Source organism: Vibrio sp. T11.5 (assembly GCF_027587155.1).
Taxonomy (GTDB): Bacteria; Pseudomonadota; Gammaproteobacteria; order Enterobacterales; family Vibrionaceae; genus Vibrio; species Vibrio neptunius.
On record NZ_JAPPTP010000023.1, the window covers coordinates 23,854 to 38,498 of the forward strand.

Genomic DNA, 14,645 nt, shown 5'->3' on the forward strand with positions numbered 1-14,645 from the left:
TTATTTAAGCGCCATTTTACTCCTGATTTCCTCAAGATCTAGCCTTTTAGATCAAATCAGCGCTACTTTAGCGGTTAGAAGGTTCAGGAGTGCGGCAAATGCAGTAAATATCAATAGTTTTCACACCTGCATCAAGCAACAATTGGCATAATTGATGCACCGTACTGCCTGTAGTTAACACATCATCGATAATAGCAATATGCTCGGCTTTTATCGATTGATTCAGACAAAAAGCCCGGCGAACATTCTCCTTACGCTGCTTTTTATTCATTCCTTGTTGCCTGTCCGTTGCTCTCACCTTTTTAAAGAGAGCTTTACAAGGTACGGCCAGTTCTCGTCCAATTTGGTATGCCAGATGCTGACTTTGGTTGTAGCCTCGATAACAGTAATGACGCCAATGCAAAGGGACAAACGTAATTAGGTCTGGTCGAGTATCGATACGCGGTACCAAAAGCAAAGCCAAGGTTTTAGCTTGCCAGTACTGGCCTTGATATTTCAGACGGTGAACATAGCTCGATAGAGGCGGTTGATAATCCCCAACGCAGTATAAATTTGTCCACAACGGTGGTGAAACTAAACACTCTCCGCACATATCAACAGATTCAGGTGTCACTAGACCGCACCGTCTGCAACGCGCAACTGGCGCAAAACATTGCTGACAAAAGCTACAAAACAAGGGATGTGTCGCTTGCGATTCAATTATCATCTGGCATAAATCACAATGACTTGGCAACAGGTAGGCTGTGTGTTTCTTGATCCAATCGGTTAACATGGCGCTCAATATCTTAGAACTCAATAGTTAACTTACCGCTTTAATTCAGGTGTAAAGGATGGAAAACGTGGTACAAAATGAGATCAAACCAACAACGCCATATTGGCAATCAACTGGTCATGGTAACGATTTGGTCTTAGTACATGGTTGGGGAATGAATGGCGCTGTATGGCATCAGGCCTCTGAGCTGTTAAGTGAGCACTTTCGGGTACACGTTGTTGATCTACCTGGGTTTGGCCATAGCCATCAATTGCATTTCGAAACGATGGAAGAGCTTATACAACAGGTGCTGGAGAGCGCCCCTGACAATGCAATTTGGCTCGGCTGGTCTTTGGGCGGCTTGGTGGCAACGCATATCGCTATTCATCACCCTGAGCGCATCAATAAACTGATCACCGTGGCAAGCTCACCTAAGTTTTCAGCAGACAGACGCTGGCGCGGAATACAACCTCAAGTATTGAGTGCGTTTACAGAACAATTGGTCGACGACTTTCGTGTTACCGTAGAGCGCTTTATGGCGTTACAGGCAATGGGTAGCCCTTCTGCCCGACAAGACGTCAAAAACCTCAAGAAAGCCATCCTGTCTCGTCCAGAGCCAAATCCTCAATCCCTACTCACTGGCTTAAAACTACTGGCAAATATAGATTATCGACAGGCGCTACCGAATATCTCAATACCCACCCTACGCTTATACGGACGCCTTGATGGTTTGGTACCGGCTAAAGTCGCTACTGAAGTGGATACACTGATGCCAACCAGTGAGAGCTATGTATTTAGCGCTTCATCACATGCACCATTCATGACCGAATTTAATGAGTTTTGTCAGCAAGTTACTCGCTTTTCTACTGACAGATAGCAATTATTTTATCCAACACGCTAAAATTATGACTCTACAGGCCGATAAGTAACCAAGCCAAGAAAACGCTGTTTTATTGTATTTTTGGCAGGGCGTGAGGAGGTTAAATGCTCGTATCACCTACAAATGTAAGTGTACCGCTGATCGCCCCATCGGTTAATGTGCAAACGGAGCAGGCAGCCAGAGACAATAAAGTCCGCGAGCCCGTCACTCCCACTGTGGCATTAACCAAAAGTAACGCTGAACGTAAAGTTAAAGCCGATGATAAAAGGCGACAACAATCCTCTTGGGATCCGGCTGAGCACCCAAGCTATGAAGCCAGCGAACAGGAAGACGTTAAAGCCACTTATCAGGAAGATCCGAAAAATACGCTCGAACGGATTTTTCAATTGATTGCTCTGGACAGCTACAGTGAAGATCAGGGCAAGGGCTACGCGATGCGCTTTCGGTTACCAAGGCACATAATCGATGCGGCGATAACTGAAGGCAAAATGGCCAAGCGCAGAACCGTGATTAAGTTTCACTACGGTGATGCGGTTGCACCCAATACACCTTCAGATGTCATTGCGGTGTTGTAGTACCTAAAGATTGAATTAGGAAATACCGAAAAAAATCCCCGCTATTGCGGGGATTTGTATTTTTAGCCGAAGCTATTTTTTGGCTTTGGCAAAAGCAGCGGCAAATGCCCCGCCCATCGCGCCATTTGCTGGCTCTTCACGACGACGTTGGCTACCTTTGTTGCTTTGGCTCTGACGTTGTTGACCACGTGGCGCGGTAGAACGCGGAGAGCGGTTATCTTGGCCCGGTTCATCATTAAGACGCATAGATAGGCCAATACGCTTACGCTGAATGTCCACTTCCATCACTTTGACTTTAACGATATCCCCCGCCTTAACGACTTCTCTTGGATCAGAGACAAATCGATCGGTTAAAGCCGAAATATGTACTAGGCCATCTTGATGCACGCCAATATCAACGAAAGCGCCAAAATTCGCCACGTTGGATACCACGCCTTCCAGCACCATACCCGGTTCGAGATCTGACACTTCATTTACGCCATCAGCGAACGTTGCGGTTTTGAATTCGGGGCGAGGATCTCGCCCTGGCTTGTCCAACTCTTTGATGATATCGCTAACCGTCGGAACACCAAAATTGTCATCAGTGTAATCCACGGCGTGCAAGCCACGCAGGAACTGAGTATCACCAATCAATGCGCGAATGTCTTTGCTATTTTTCTCTGCGATGGCTTTCACAACAGGGTAAGCTTCTGGGTGAACCGATGACGCATCCAGCGGGTTCTTACCATCCATAATACGGAGGAATCCGGCACACTGTTCAAAGGCTTTTGGCCCAAGGCGAGCGACTTTCTTCAGTGTAGTACGTGCTTCAAAGCGGCCATTTTCATCACGGTAGTCAACAATGTTCTGCGCAATAGTACTCGACAGCCCAGCTACTCGCGTTAACAAAGCAGGAGACGCCGTATTCACATCGACACCAACGGCGTTTACACAGTCCTCGACAACCGCGTCCAGACGCTTAGCCAGCATCGACTGGCTGACGTCGTGTTGATACTGGCCAACACCAATCGATTTAGGGTCAATTTTCACCAGCTCCGCCAGTGGGTCTTGCAGACGGCGAGCAATCGACACTGCTCCACGTAGTGACACGTCCAAACCCGGGAATTCTTTGGCAGCCAGCTCTGACGCCGAATAGACGGACGCGCCCGCTTCACTGACCATAATCTTCTGCACTTTAAGGTTATTTCGCTTAATCAGATCAGCGACAAAACTGTCCGTTTCACGCGATGCAGTGCCGTTACCAATGGCAATTAGGTCGACATTAAACTGCTGTACCAGCTTCGCCACCACCTGAGCCGATTTGTCATACTGTTTTTGCGGCGGATGAGGGTAGATGGTTTCTGTTGCTAGCACTTTACCTGTTGAATCTACCACCGCGATTTTCGACCCCGTTCTCAAGCCCGGATCGAGACCTAGCGTAGCTCGTGGACCAGCTGGAGCCGCCATCAACAAATCCTTCAGGTTTGTGGCAAACACTTCAATCGCCTCGATTTCAGCACGCTCTTTCATCGCTCCCATCAGCTCAGTTTCCATGTGCATCGACACCTTGATACGCCACGCCCAACTGATCACTTGCTTACGCCACACATCCGCTGGGGCTTGGCTCAGTGAAATACCGTAGTGATCGGCAACAATGGTTTCGCAATACGACTGGCGTGCGCCCTCTTCCTGCTCAGGGTCAGCATTCATCGCCAATGTTAAGAAACCTTCATTACGGCCACGCAACATAGCCAGTGCACGGTGTGATGGCACCTTGCTTAAGGCTTCATTGTGCTCAAAGTAATCTTTGAATTTTTCGCCTTCGCGCTCTTTGCCTTCCACAACGCGAGCCACCAGCTCTGCGCTACGGTTAAGATGCGTACGAATTTTTTCCAGCAGGTTGGCATCTTCAGCAATACGTTCCATCACAATGGCACGCGCGCCATCAAGCGCCGCTTTCGTGTCTGCAATACCTTTGTCTGCATCAAGGTATTGAGCCGCTTCTTGCTCCGGCTCCGTCTGTGGTTCGTTCCATAATTTGTCTGCCAGCGGTTCCAAACCAGCTTCAATCGCAATCTGACCTTTGGTGCGGCGCTTAGGTTTATAAGGCAGATACAGGTCTTCCAGACGAGTTTTACTGTCCGCCTGATTGATTTCAGTTTCGAGCTCAGTCGTCAATTTACCTTGCTCCTGAATGGATTTCAGAATCGTCTGACGACGATCATCCAATTCACGCAGGTAAGAGAGACGGCTGTCGAGATTACGCAGTTGGGTATCATCCAAACCACCTGTCACTTCTTTTCGATAGCGGGCGATAAATGGCACCGTATTGCCATCATCGATGAGATTAACAGCAGCGTTAACTTGCTCAGTACGAACATTCAGTTCGTGAGCAATCATTTGACAGATAGCTTGGCTCATCCGTTGATTCTCTTAATTATATTGTGTGAAGGAGTTGGTCTGCTCTAGACATGGGGGCAAATCATGGATTTTGCAATGTTTTAAATCTTGTCCTGAAAAAATCACCGACGCCTGATAGACACGGTGCACATTTGTGTCAAAACTGCAGTCGCAATTGAAATATATTCATTACATTTAAGTAAGTTATATCATTTCGAGTTAGTTAATAAGCATCGATACATCGATTTAGTTTGGGAAATTATTGCATGAAGAAGCTCTCTTTGATTCTGACTTTGACAAGCGCCCTAATGACAGCCCCACAAGCTTGGTCTGAGACCCTTTCCGCCACCACACAAAATCCAGCCTATCAGGTGGACAACGAACTGATTCTGGGCCGCATCGAAAATGTCTACTATAACGATATTCCAAAGCTCAAAGGTGTACCCTTTATGGGCAAGATCGATACTGGCGCCGATACCACCTCGATTCACGCTGAAAACATTCATCTAACCAGCACACATCCAGACTTTAAAGATTTGACTGACAATGACCTGCTATGGGCGGTGGTCAATGATCGGCGAAAAAACAAGCTAAAGAGAAATACAGAAACCTATTTGTCTTATCAGGTCACTATTTCCTTTACCATTCGCCACCCGTATACCGGCGAAGACATCAATATCAAAGATGATCTTGAACGCATCAGCATCATCCGCAGCCGCACCAGCGAAAAACCGATTCTTCGTCCAGCGGTAAGAATGCCACTCACGATCGGCGGCCATACCGTGGACGCTATGATTAACCTCACCAAGCGCAGCCAGTTCTCGTCGCCCATCCTGATTGGTAAAACCTTTCTTGAAGATAACGCTTGGGTGATGGCAGGTTATGATTACCTGCAAGAGCAACCGCGTGCTCAAGTTATCGGTAAAAAAGAAACCGTAGAAGTTGACGGCATGCCCTATAAGGTCAGTGTCGCAACCACCAGTCGTTACTCCAACGCCCATGCTTTGGATGTAAAAATCGACAAAAAGGCTCAATCAGTCTCGTTCAAATTGGAAGATGACAAAGGCAAACGCAAACCCATGACTCTGCCATTGATTCGTATCTTGAGCACCAGCAATGGTGAGCGTCCGCTGGTTTACCTACCCGTCAAGCTCAACCAGAATCACACTCAGCATTGGCTGGTTTATTTACGTGACCGCAGCCATTTAAACAGCCAGATCAGCCTGGGACGAGATATCGCCAGTGAACATTTCGTTATCGATACCGACAGCGAAAACCTGCTCAAAAAAGCCGATACTAGCTTCAAGACGGCCCTCAAGTCTGATCCATTGGTGATCTCACCCAAAGAGACCATCACCATAGACCAAGAGTTCAGCATTCCTGCACAGCCTAGTTTTATCGTCAAAACGCCACTGCTGAGAGTCAAAGAGTTTGAACTCAGCAAGAAAAGCGGCAAGGAACAGGTCAGTTTCACTCTTGAAAACCGCCAAGGTGAAATCAAAACGTTGACTAAGCCTGTCCTGCGTAAACTCAAAGTCGGCAAATCCGTTCGTCCGGTTGTGGAAGGTGTATTCGAGTTAGGAGACAAGAAACGAGAACTGGAATTTGCTATCGATAGCCTTGGCAAAAGTGACACCAAACCTTTCTTTGTCATGGGCCACAGCATGGCGAAAAGCAATGTACTACTCAACACTCGTACAGAGGATCTACTCAGCCCAAGTCCGCTATTCAGAGCTGGTCACATTGAAGTCGTTCAAGTCGAAGATCTGGCTTTTCCGGTCAAGCTAGATACTGGAGCGGATGTCAGCTCAATCAATGCCAAGAACATCAAGCAATATCAGAAAGATGGCAAAGATATGGTCACGTTCACCTACGAAAATGATATCGGGATGAAACAGGAATTCACTCGAGAAGTAGTCGATGTGATGCGCATTACAGCCAAGAAAGGGGAAAAAGCCAACGTGCGCCCTGTGGTTGAAATGCGAGTCAGGCTGGGAGAGTTGGATAAGATCATTCGCGTTAACCTCCAAGACAGGGGACGCTTCCACTACAGCATGATTTTAGGCAAAAACTTCCTCAAATATGGGGCCATTGTTAGCAGTGATAAGGACTACATCATTACTGAAAAACCGGACTACGAAAAATAAAAGACAAGTGCCGCGCTCCTCTGCGCGGCACCCTTTTCAACGGCTATAAAAAATACTGTTCACAAACCACTCTTTCTCGCCTTCCGGCGTTTTGACGCTGAATTCGTCATCCACTTCTTTCTTTAACAGGGCTCGCGCCATTGGCGAGTCAATCGAGATATAATCTTTGGCGCCACCATAAATTTCATCAGGGCCAACAATGCGAAACTTTTTCACTTCTCCAGCTTCATTTTCCACTTCGACCCATGCACCAAAAAACACTTTTCCTTCCTGCTGCGGAGCGTAATCCACCACTTTCACCTGCTCAAGACGCTTGCGCAGATAACGTACACGACGATCAATTTCACGCAGACGTTTCTTATTGTACTGATAATCCGCATTTTCTGAGCGATCACCTAAACTCGCTGCCCAAGTCACTTTTTTAGTCACTTCTGGGCGATCTTCTTTCCATAGAAAATCGAGTTCTTTTTTAAGTCGGTCAAAGCCTTCGCGTGTGATTAGGTTTGTTTTCATATTTCTGACGCTAGTGAATTGAATATGGCGTATACATTAGCTAAAAAGGACTTAAAAAGGTAATAATCGTTAACAATTCTTTGCGCCACTTTCATCAGAACAATGTTACATTTTGATTCGTGAGAAAGGGCTGTACATTAGCTCCGACAAAGCGCTGTCTTATTTAATAGGTGGAATCATTACATGCAAGAAAATCACAAGATCTTAGTCGTTGATGACGATGCACGTTTGCGTGCATTGCTGGAGCGTTACTTGTCTGAACAAGGATTCCAAGTACGTAGTGTCGCTAACAGTGAGCAGATGGACCGCCTGTTAACCCGTGAAAACTTCCACCTGATGGTATTGGATTTAATGCTACCAGGTGAAGATGGCCTGTCTATTTGCCGTCGCCTGCGTAACGCTAACAGTACCTTACCGATCCTGATGCTCACTGCAAAAGGTGATGAAATTGACCGAATTGTTGGCTTGGAAGTTGGCGCAGACGACTACCTGCCAAAACCATTTAACCCACGTGAGCTGCTGGCACGCATCAAAGCAGTATTGCGTCGTCAGACAACTGAACTGCCCGGTGCACCTAGCTCAGAAGAGTCGGTGGTCGAATTCGGTGAGTTCAGCCTAAACCTTGGTACACGTGAAATGTTTCGCGGTGAGGAGTCAATGCCTCTGACCTCGGGCGAATTTGCGGTGCTTAAAGCGCTGGTTACCAATGCCCGTGAGCCGATGTCACGTGACAAACTAATGAATATGGCCCGCGGTCGTGAGTATTCTGCTATGGAACGATCCATCGACGTACAGATTTCTCGTCTGCGTCGTATGCTGGAAGTCGATCCAAGTAAACCTCGTTATATTCAAACTGTATGGGGCTTAGGCTACGTTTTCGTACCAGACGGCAAAGAAGCATAATTGCTCACCTGATGAGAGTGCGAGACTGTGTCTCGCACTTTTTGTTTTCACCTCAATCAAGGCCACCAATATGCGTATTCGCAGTTCCTTTACTCAATCGATTTTTATCTTTCTTACCTTATTGATTGCCAGTCAGGTTTACTCCTACTACGCCGTGTTTAACTATGCTTTGATGCCCAGCCTTCAGCAGTTTAATAAGATCCTCAGTCACGAAATCAATTTAATGCTCGACGATTCAGCAGCCATCGAGGGTGGATTGCAGATGGATGCTCCACTAAGACGCAGAGTGTTAGAACAGCTTGGCGTCACCATCCACGCCGACGATAGCCCGATAGCAGATGAGTATTATCATGCCGTCAGTATTGATCTCATGAGCGAGGAGATGAGCAAAGAACTCGGTTCACCGACCGATGTACGTATGATGCTAGGTACTGACAGCTACATTCTGTGGATGAGAATCGATTCATTGCCCGGTTCGCTGCTGCGTATTCCGCTATCTGAACTGCAGGAAGAAGACTTTGCGCCCCTATTTCGCAATAGCTTAATTATGGCGTTACTCATTGTCGCCGGTGGTTGGCTTTTCATCCGTTTACAAAACCGACCTTTGATTGATCTAGAAAAAGCCGCCAAAGGTGTTGGTCGAGGGGACATTCCTCCGCCATTACCTGAGAAAGGCGCGACGGAAATCCGTTCGGTGACAAGGGCATTCAATCAGATGTCTAAAGGTATTCAGGCTCTAGAAGAGGATCGTACTCTGCTCATGGCCGGTATCAGTCATGATTTGAGAACCCCTCTAACTCGGATCCGGCTTGCTACTGAAATGATGTCACCGGAAGATAGCTATTTGGCTGAAGGCATCATCAGTGATACCGAAGAGTGTAACGAGATCATCAGCCAGTTTATGGACTACCTAAAACCCGTCAACAAAGATTCATTCATCGACGTTGACCTTAATGACATCGCCAATGATATTGCAACTTCAGAAGGTGGTTATGAGATTCAAATTGAAACTGAGCTGCAACAGCCCCTTAGGTTTACCAATGGCAGTCCGATCGCGATTAAACGAGCAGTAAGTAACTTAGTTGTAAACGCCATACGGTATGGTAAAGGTTGGGTCAAAGTCAGCACCGGTGTCACTGCAGATAATAAACGGGTTTGGGTGTGTATAGAGGACAACGGTCCAGGTATAGAGCAAAGCCAAGTAAGCAAGCTGTTTGAACCTTTCACCCGCGGCGACACCGCCAGAGGCAGTGAAGGTACAGGCCTTGGACTCGCCATAGTGAAGCGTATTGCTAGCCAACATAAAGGGACGGTGCTAATCAATAATCGCAGCGGTGGTGGCTTACGGGCGCAGATCAGTTTTCCAGCAGTCGGCAAATAGCCTCTCGAATAAAAAAGGGCTAACGCCCCTTTTTATTGGATATCAACAGATTTAAAGGCGTCCATGATAAGTAAACTGATAACGACCTTCAGAGTCTGGCGATGGAAGCCATTTCAGCTGTTCTGCAAACGAGCTAGGAAACTCATCGCTCGGCTTAAACCAAGCAGAAGCCTGATAGCTGCGATTAGCTTGTATCATAACTTCCGCCGCACTGTTCACCTGTTGGCTGTTCTGATCGCCTTTCAGTGAGATCTGGCTATCCTGACAACTAAAGTTAACCACCACTGGACCAACGCTAAGCTCATCTAATGGCGTAATCACTTTATCGGCATTCCAGACTACTGAACCTTCACCAGTCTGGCAATATGGAGCGACATAAACCATAGAATGAATACTCAGCTCAACCTGACCTGTAAGTTCCACTGGAACAGGTATCGGGGGCGCCAGTTCGATAATTTTTGCAACTGGCAATGAAGCGATTAAGTTTTCAGCATAAGGGCCAGACATACTGTAGCCTACGACACCACGTCCCGTCAGTTGCATATCACTGCCACGGCCAAAGCGCACCTGTGCTTCAGCTTTACCCACGAGCAATTTGAGTGGCGCTAATTGCCAATGTAGGGCACCTAACTTCTGCCTTTGCCAAGTTAACCCTGTGGCACTACCATCCCAAATGGTACCTGAAACACCATGAACGACTAGCTGAGGTGGTAATGGTAAATAGTTCAGCGCAACCTGAGCTGGAACATGCGCCACAGCACTAATCAGAAAGACCATCACCAACGTCAGACTGAGCAGAATGACTCTTTTCACTTAGCTTTACCTTTTAACAAACTGTAAGCGCTTGACTTGGACAGTCCCATCTTGCTCTCCCTTATCAATGTCCATAAAGGTCGCTGATACACCGTGTTTTTCCTGCAGGAACGTCATCCAATCAATTAGGCGATTGAATGGCATCGGTTGAACCCAAACCTGCAGTTCCTCGCCACGTGGCTGGACTCTGACAAGCTCTGCACCAAAACGTGAAGCCGTTGAAGAAATAGACTGATTAAGTGGCAAGCTCGACGATGCCACTCCGCCTTGAGCACGCAGTTGACTGATAGTGTCTGCTTTGTCTTTCACCCAGTTGAGTAATTGTTTCTCGCTCTGGATACGATTCGTCGCCATGTCGGCACGCTGACTGACTGGTTGCAATATGCCCCAGTAGATCACACCCAAAAATAACATTACCGAACAAGCGATCAGCAAACGTTGTTCACGTTGGCTGGTACCCGCCCACCATGCCTGAAGTGTAGATACTAATTGTTTCACCAGCAGCTCCCTATAATCGCTTAAGCACAAAGGTGCCATTAACGAGAGTCCCCGATTTACTCAGTTGTCCCTGCTCAACCGTAAATTGACCAGACATCAGTTCACGCGCTTTCTCAAACGTCTGGAAATCATTGCTTTGCGCCTGAAGCCTGACTTCTCCGCGAGTACTGTCATACTTGAAGCTGGTGAGCTTGAGGCTCGGGACCTGCTTCATCACTTGAGGCATTTTCACCATCCATTCCAGTACCGAGTCACCACTACCACCACCAGACAGTCGGTTCTCCTCTCGCTCCATTTCTCGTTTGAGATAGGTGACAGTCGGAATTTTACTCATGTTGGTCACTTGACGGAAAATACGTTCACTTTCCTCACGATAGGCGTTGGCTTGCGTTTCAGCACTTTGGATTTGCAGCCAGTTATCGACACTGAGAATGGCAACTAAGATTCCTGCTGCAATTGCCGCTTTACGCCAAACCTTTATATGACGACCAAAAGACGACTTCGGTTTAAACTCACCGGACAACAGGTTGAACTTACTTTTGACAGCTTGTTCAGCCAACAGCTGCATGACCAACTGTGGTTGTTCATTGTGCCATTTTTGATCATTGGCTAACGTTAGTTCTGGTAAAGGTGAATAGGCCTGAAGTGGTAGATATTCATCGCCTTGCTTCACCCAATCTGACTGAGCTAAGAACGGCAACCAAGCCAGTTCAATACTGACCGCACTGTACTGACCTTTTTTTACCAACCACTGACCATCCAGCTCAACCGCACTCAAGCCTGATTCTTCAGCGACAGGTAAAGCCAATGCATCAGGTAATACCTTACGCACAGCAAAGCCAAGCTGTTGCATTTCAGCTAATATTGATTCCAACCAGCTATAGTCAATACCACAGACATAAGCCTGATTGGCTGCCTTTGCCAAAATAGTAAAATGTAGTTCATCCACATCCTGCGCCACATCGTCTTCCAACATGAATGGCAGCATAGACTCAAACTGACGATTCGCGCCTGCTGGGACTTCCAGCTGCGTCAGAACTAGATTTGCTGCGGACACCAGTACAATAACTTGGCGCCCTTCTGCGTAATTGGCAAGCTCATTCAAATCCTGGTGATTTTGCAGTTCACCGCTCGCTATCACTTCCTTTTGGCTTTCTGACCAAACCAGCCATTGAATCGCTGCTGTTTTACTTTTGCTCAGCCGAACGATTAGAAACTCGTTCACCGATCCCTCCAAAGCGACGGCGTATTACCGTTGCAGTTTCTCTATTATTACTAAACAACAGGCTGCGAATTCGCACCCTGGATTTATCCACTAGCACCTCAGCATCGAGCTCGAAATACACGCTATCGACACTCAGGTAGCCTTTGACTTGTTTTTTGACGTCATCGCTCAAACCACTTAGGTCCGATTCAGCGAGGAAGTCATCCGTTGATGCCCATCCATCAGGGCCACGGTTTTCTATAATCTGTTTTGCCTGAGACGAGCTCAGGTTCGGATAGAACATTGCCGCCAGCAGCGCTGCATGCTCAGGCGCAATGGTATTCACATTTAGGCGGAAATCAGACGTGGGCAGTGCGCAAATCATCGGAGCGACTTTTTCCATCACTTCACCGCTGACCTGATTTACTGCTCGCAACTCACTGCTGTCTGCTAACAGTGTATTGGCACTTAAATACGCAGGTGATAAACCTTCGTAGTGGCTGTCTTCGACGCCCGATGAGGAGTTAACCGAATCATTGCTATCAACAAATTCCCATAGTGACTGTGCAATGGTTTCTGCTTCGTAATTGTCCACCTGCAATTCCTCAAGCAGGTTCTGAAACTTTTCCACCAAGAAAGGGAGCTGAGCAGACCCTGTGGTTTGCTCCGCACCAGACAGCGCATTGATATTGAAGCAGGCTTGTGCATCATGCAACTTACCGCTCACGGTGCCGTAGTCCAATGCCATGCTATTCAGCTCTTGTGCCCAAGGCTGTGACAGATTAATGCTGTCATCGTTGTCTTTATAACTTTGCTCTATACCATACTTCGCGAGAGCTTCAACACCCAGACTGTACCAGTACGCTTGCTGATAACTGATTTGGCTGCCAGCGCGCTTAAACTGACTAAACAAACGATCAGCCATACTGGCAGCGATACTGACCATCACCGCTAAGAGGAGCAAAATCACGATTAAGGCAACACCGCGCTGAGGGCGTTTAGCTGTCATTGCTTTTCTCCTCAGAACCGCCCATTTCGCCACCCGCCGTCATATAAATACGCTCAATCTTGCCATAATCTTCTAGTTCAAGTTCAACCGCTACTGCTTGAGGTAACGTGGCTTTCTTATCCCACTCTTTTTTCCAGTCTGAGCCATCAAAGAACTTCACCTTAAACTTTTCCACTTTGTCGAGCAATGGCATGACGATTCCCGTTTGTCCCGCAGGCGTATCAGCGTAACGCCACCAGACACGCTCCAGCACATCATCCTTGATTCGATAACCCACTTTACTCACTTCGCCACGTGGAAATTGCTGCTGGGGGTTATGCCAGCCTAAGCGAGTGAACAAGATCCCGTTGGCATCAGAGTCCAGTAAATACTCTTTCCACTGTATCATCAGACCATTGGACTCCTCACCATTGGTACGTGTCTGACGCAGTGCCATCTGACGAAAGTCGCCATCCATAAACACTAATGCACGTTGCAATGTCTTGAGTCGCTCACTTCGTTCCATTGACAGTTCGTTGCTGCGCTGGACTTGATTGAGCACCTGATAAGCACCCACGCTCAAGCTGGCAAAGATGGCAATGGCGACCAGTACTTCAATTAGGGTGAATCCCCCCTGAGGGGCAGACGTTTTACTTCGCCACATAGCTTCTCACCGTCACCACTGGCGAACTTTTTTCACTGGTAGCCACTTTGACATCAAATGCCTGCAAAATATCACCGGCGGTCTCAACAGGTTCTATCGACCAGAACCAATCGCGTCCAGCTAATTCATCCTTACCTTTCTTCTTACTCGGTTTACTCCCTGCTAACATGACTTTAGCCATCTGATTGTCAGCGACTAATGCAGCAAACGTTTTTTCTTCCAGATAATTTAATGTGTTGATGTGCTGGCTTACAGAGCGAACTGTCGCGATCGCAGCGGTAGCGAATATCGCTAATGCAACCAATACTTCCAATAGCGTCATACCCCGTTTAGCTTTCATCTTCGCTTTCTCCCGGAGCCAATAGCACTATTTGTCCATTTTCTTTTGCCACTACCTTCCATGCATCCTGCTCTTCATCGCCTTGTTCAGGATAAATGGCAACAGAAAATGGCGTGACTTCACCACTAGAAACAATAAATACTTGAGGCGGACGCAACTTTTTCTTTTCTTTATATTCAGCAAACATATCTTCATCAAACAGGCTTCCCGGTTTGAACAGACGTTCATCATCAGCCCATACGCCCCCACCCATATTCAGCGTTACAGCAACCGACTCATTCATCTTCGTTTCGTATGGAATCTGGTCGATGTTGAGCTTCTGCCAACCTTCACTTTCCAACGACATCAAATAGTAGACCGATTTTTTCTCATCGATGCGTAGACCAAAATCTCTTCCACTGAGCATCGCTTCTTCATTAAGGAGCAATATTCGTTGAAAGAGAGATTCTGCCTGCTTCTTTGCGACGTCTTTTGAACTGGTCGGTAATGTGGAGATCACCGCTACTGAAGCGAGAGACACTAGTACCAAAACCAATAAGATTTCCAGCAAAGTAAAACCAGTACGAGCAAGAGTTGGGTAACGTTGGCGCATAGGAAAAAGAGGGCGGC

The 14,645-nt window shown here is 47.2% G+C and carries 15 protein-coding genes; 5 read left to right on the top strand and 10 right to left on the bottom strand.

The genetic code is table 11. The features are described from left to right. Positions 1-67: 67 nt before the first annotated feature. A complete protein-coding gene (locus tag OH455_RS18710; protein ID WP_045976664.1) occupies positions 68-772 on the bottom strand; it encodes a ComF family protein in 705 nt (234 codons plus the stop codon). A gap of 58 nt (positions 773-830) precedes the next feature. Between OH455_RS18710 and bioH the strand changes: the two genes are divergently transcribed. Then, positions 831-1,628 carry a pimeloyl-ACP methyl ester esterase BioH gene (bioH, locus tag OH455_RS18715; protein WP_269982396.1) on the top strand — a complete coding sequence of 266 codons (798 nt, stop codon included), beginning with the start codon at positions 831-833 and terminating at the stop codon, positions 1,626-1,628. Positions 1,629-1,735: 107 nt separating this feature from the next. Beyond that, a complete protein-coding gene (locus tag OH455_RS18720; protein WP_269982397.1) occupies positions 1,736-2,206 on the top strand; it encodes an ATP-dependent Lon protease in 471 nt (156 codons plus the stop codon). A 72-nt stretch (positions 2,207-2,278) separates the two neighbouring features. Here OH455_RS18720 and OH455_RS18725 read toward each other — a convergent pair whose 3' ends face one another. After that, positions 2,279-4,606 carry a Tex family protein gene (locus OH455_RS18725; RefSeq protein WP_269982398.1) on the bottom strand — a complete coding sequence of 776 codons (2,328 nt, stop codon included), beginning with the start codon at positions 4,604-4,606 and terminating at the stop codon, positions 2,279-2,281. A 245-nt stretch (positions 4,607-4,851) separates the two neighbouring features. On the opposite strand from OH455_RS18725, the gene OH455_RS18730 reads away from it, so the two are divergent. Beyond that, positions 4,852-6,732, top strand: coding sequence for a putative ATP-dependent zinc protease (locus OH455_RS18730; RefSeq protein WP_269982399.1), 1,881 nt, complete (start codon positions 4,852-4,854; stop codon positions 6,730-6,732). 36 nt (positions 6,733-6,768) lie between these two features. Here OH455_RS18730 and greB read toward each other — a convergent pair whose 3' ends face one another. Beyond that, positions 6,769-7,245, bottom strand: a complete 477-nt coding sequence (greB, locus tag OH455_RS18735; protein WP_269982400.1) for a transcription elongation factor GreB — start codon at positions 7,243-7,245, stop codon at positions 6,769-6,771. Between the two features lie 183 nt (positions 7,246-7,428). Between greB and ompR the strand changes: the two genes are divergently transcribed. Together ompR and envZ are read left to right on the top strand one after the other, a co-directional pair. Continuing rightward, positions 7,429-8,148, top strand: coding sequence for an osmolarity response regulator transcription factor OmpR (gene ompR, locus OH455_RS18740; RefSeq protein WP_045976670.1), 720 nt, complete (start codon positions 7,429-7,431; stop codon positions 8,146-8,148). A gap of 70 nt (positions 8,149-8,218) precedes the next feature. Continuing rightward, a complete protein-coding gene (gene envZ / locus OH455_RS18745; protein ID WP_269982401.1) occupies positions 8,219-9,529 on the top strand; it encodes a two-component system sensor histidine kinase EnvZ in 1,311 nt (436 codons plus the stop codon). 51 nt (positions 9,530-9,580) lie between these two features. Here envZ and OH455_RS18750 read toward each other — a convergent pair whose 3' ends face one another. From OH455_RS18750 to gspH, 7 genes are read right to left on the bottom strand one after another with little or no spacing between them, the layout of a single operon-like run. Beyond that, positions 9,581-10,342, bottom strand: coding sequence for a type II secretion system protein N (locus OH455_RS18750; protein ID WP_269982402.1), 762 nt, complete (start codon positions 10,340-10,342; stop codon positions 9,581-9,583). Between the two features lie 6 nt (positions 10,343-10,348). Beyond that, the gene (locus tag OH455_RS18755) at positions 10,349-10,840 is read right to left on the bottom strand and encodes a type II secretion system protein M (protein WP_269982403.1); all 492 of its coding nucleotides are present in this window, start codon (positions 10,838-10,840) and stop codon (positions 10,349-10,351) included. 10 nt (positions 10,841-10,850) lie between these two features. Then, positions 10,851-12,065: a type II secretion system protein GspL gene (gene gspL, locus OH455_RS18760; RefSeq protein WP_269982404.1), complete on the bottom strand. Its 1,215-nt coding sequence runs from the start codon at positions 12,063-12,065 to the stop codon at positions 10,851-10,853. Continuing rightward, a complete protein-coding gene (gspK, locus tag OH455_RS18765) occupies positions 12,028-13,053 on the bottom strand; it encodes a type II secretion system minor pseudopilin GspK (protein ID WP_045977958.1) in 1,026 nt (341 codons plus the stop codon). The genes gspL and gspK overlap by 38 nt, the downstream gene beginning before the upstream one ends. Continuing rightward, positions 13,043-13,696 carry a type II secretion system minor pseudopilin GspJ gene (gene gspJ, locus OH455_RS18770; protein ID WP_269982405.1) on the bottom strand — a complete coding sequence of 218 codons (654 nt, stop codon included), beginning with the start codon at positions 13,694-13,696 and terminating at the stop codon, positions 13,043-13,045. The genes gspK and gspJ overlap by 11 nt, the downstream gene beginning before the upstream one ends. Next, on the bottom strand, positions 13,683-14,036 hold the full coding sequence (gene gspI, locus OH455_RS18775) for a type II secretion system minor pseudopilin GspI (RefSeq protein WP_269982406.1): 354 nt from the start codon (positions 14,034-14,036) through the stop codon (positions 13,683-13,685). The genes gspJ and gspI overlap by 14 nt, the downstream gene beginning before the upstream one ends. Then, positions 14,026-14,628 (bottom strand): type II secretion system minor pseudopilin GspH, encoded by a 603-nt coding sequence (gene gspH, locus OH455_RS18780; RefSeq protein ID WP_045977956.1) that lies wholly within the window; start codon positions 14,626-14,628, stop codon positions 14,026-14,028. The genes gspI and gspH overlap by 11 nt, the downstream gene beginning before the upstream one ends. Between the last annotated feature and the right edge of the window lie 17 nt (positions 14,629-14,645).

Bases quoted from the DNA above. Each gene is read 5' to 3' on its own strand.
- bioH (WP_269982396.1), top strand. From the start codon at position 831: ATGGAAAACGTGGTACAAAATGAGATCAAACCAACAACGCCATATTGG.
- gspK (WP_045977958.1), bottom strand. From the start codon at position 13,053: ATGACAGCTAAACGCCCTCAGCGCGGTGTTGCCTTAATCGTGATTTTG.
- OH455_RS18710 (WP_045976664.1), bottom strand. From the start codon at position 772: ATGTTAACCGATTGGATCAAGAAACACACAGCCTACCTGTTGCCAAGT.
- ompR (WP_045976670.1), top strand. From the start codon at position 7,429: ATGCAAGAAAATCACAAGATCTTAGTCGTTGATGACGATGCACGTTTG.
- OH455_RS18720 (WP_269982397.1), top strand. From the start codon at position 1,736: ATGCTCGTATCACCTACAAATGTAAGTGTACCGCTGATCGCCCCATCG.
- gspI (WP_269982406.1), bottom strand. From the start codon at position 14,036: ATGAAAGCTAAACGGGGTATGACGCTATTGGAAGTATTGGTTGCATTA.
- gspJ (WP_269982405.1), bottom strand. From the start codon at position 13,696: ATGTGGCGAAGTAAAACGTCTGCCCCTCAGGGGGGATTCACCCTAATT.
- greB (WP_269982400.1), bottom strand. From the start codon at position 7,245: ATGAAAACAAACCTAATCACACGCGAAGGCTTTGACCGACTTAAAAAA.
- OH455_RS18725 (WP_269982398.1), bottom strand. From the start codon at position 4,606: ATGAGCCAAGCTATCTGTCAAATGATTGCTCACGAACTGAATGTTCGT.
- gspH (WP_045977956.1), bottom strand. From the start codon at position 14,628: ATGCGCCAACGTTACCCAACTCTTGCTCGTACTGGTTTTACTTTGCTG.
- OH455_RS18730 (WP_269982399.1), top strand. From the start codon at position 4,852: ATGAAGAAGCTCTCTTTGATTCTGACTTTGACAAGCGCCCTAATGACA.
- envZ (WP_269982401.1), top strand. From the start codon at position 8,219: ATGCGTATTCGCAGTTCCTTTACTCAATCGATTTTTATCTTTCTTACC.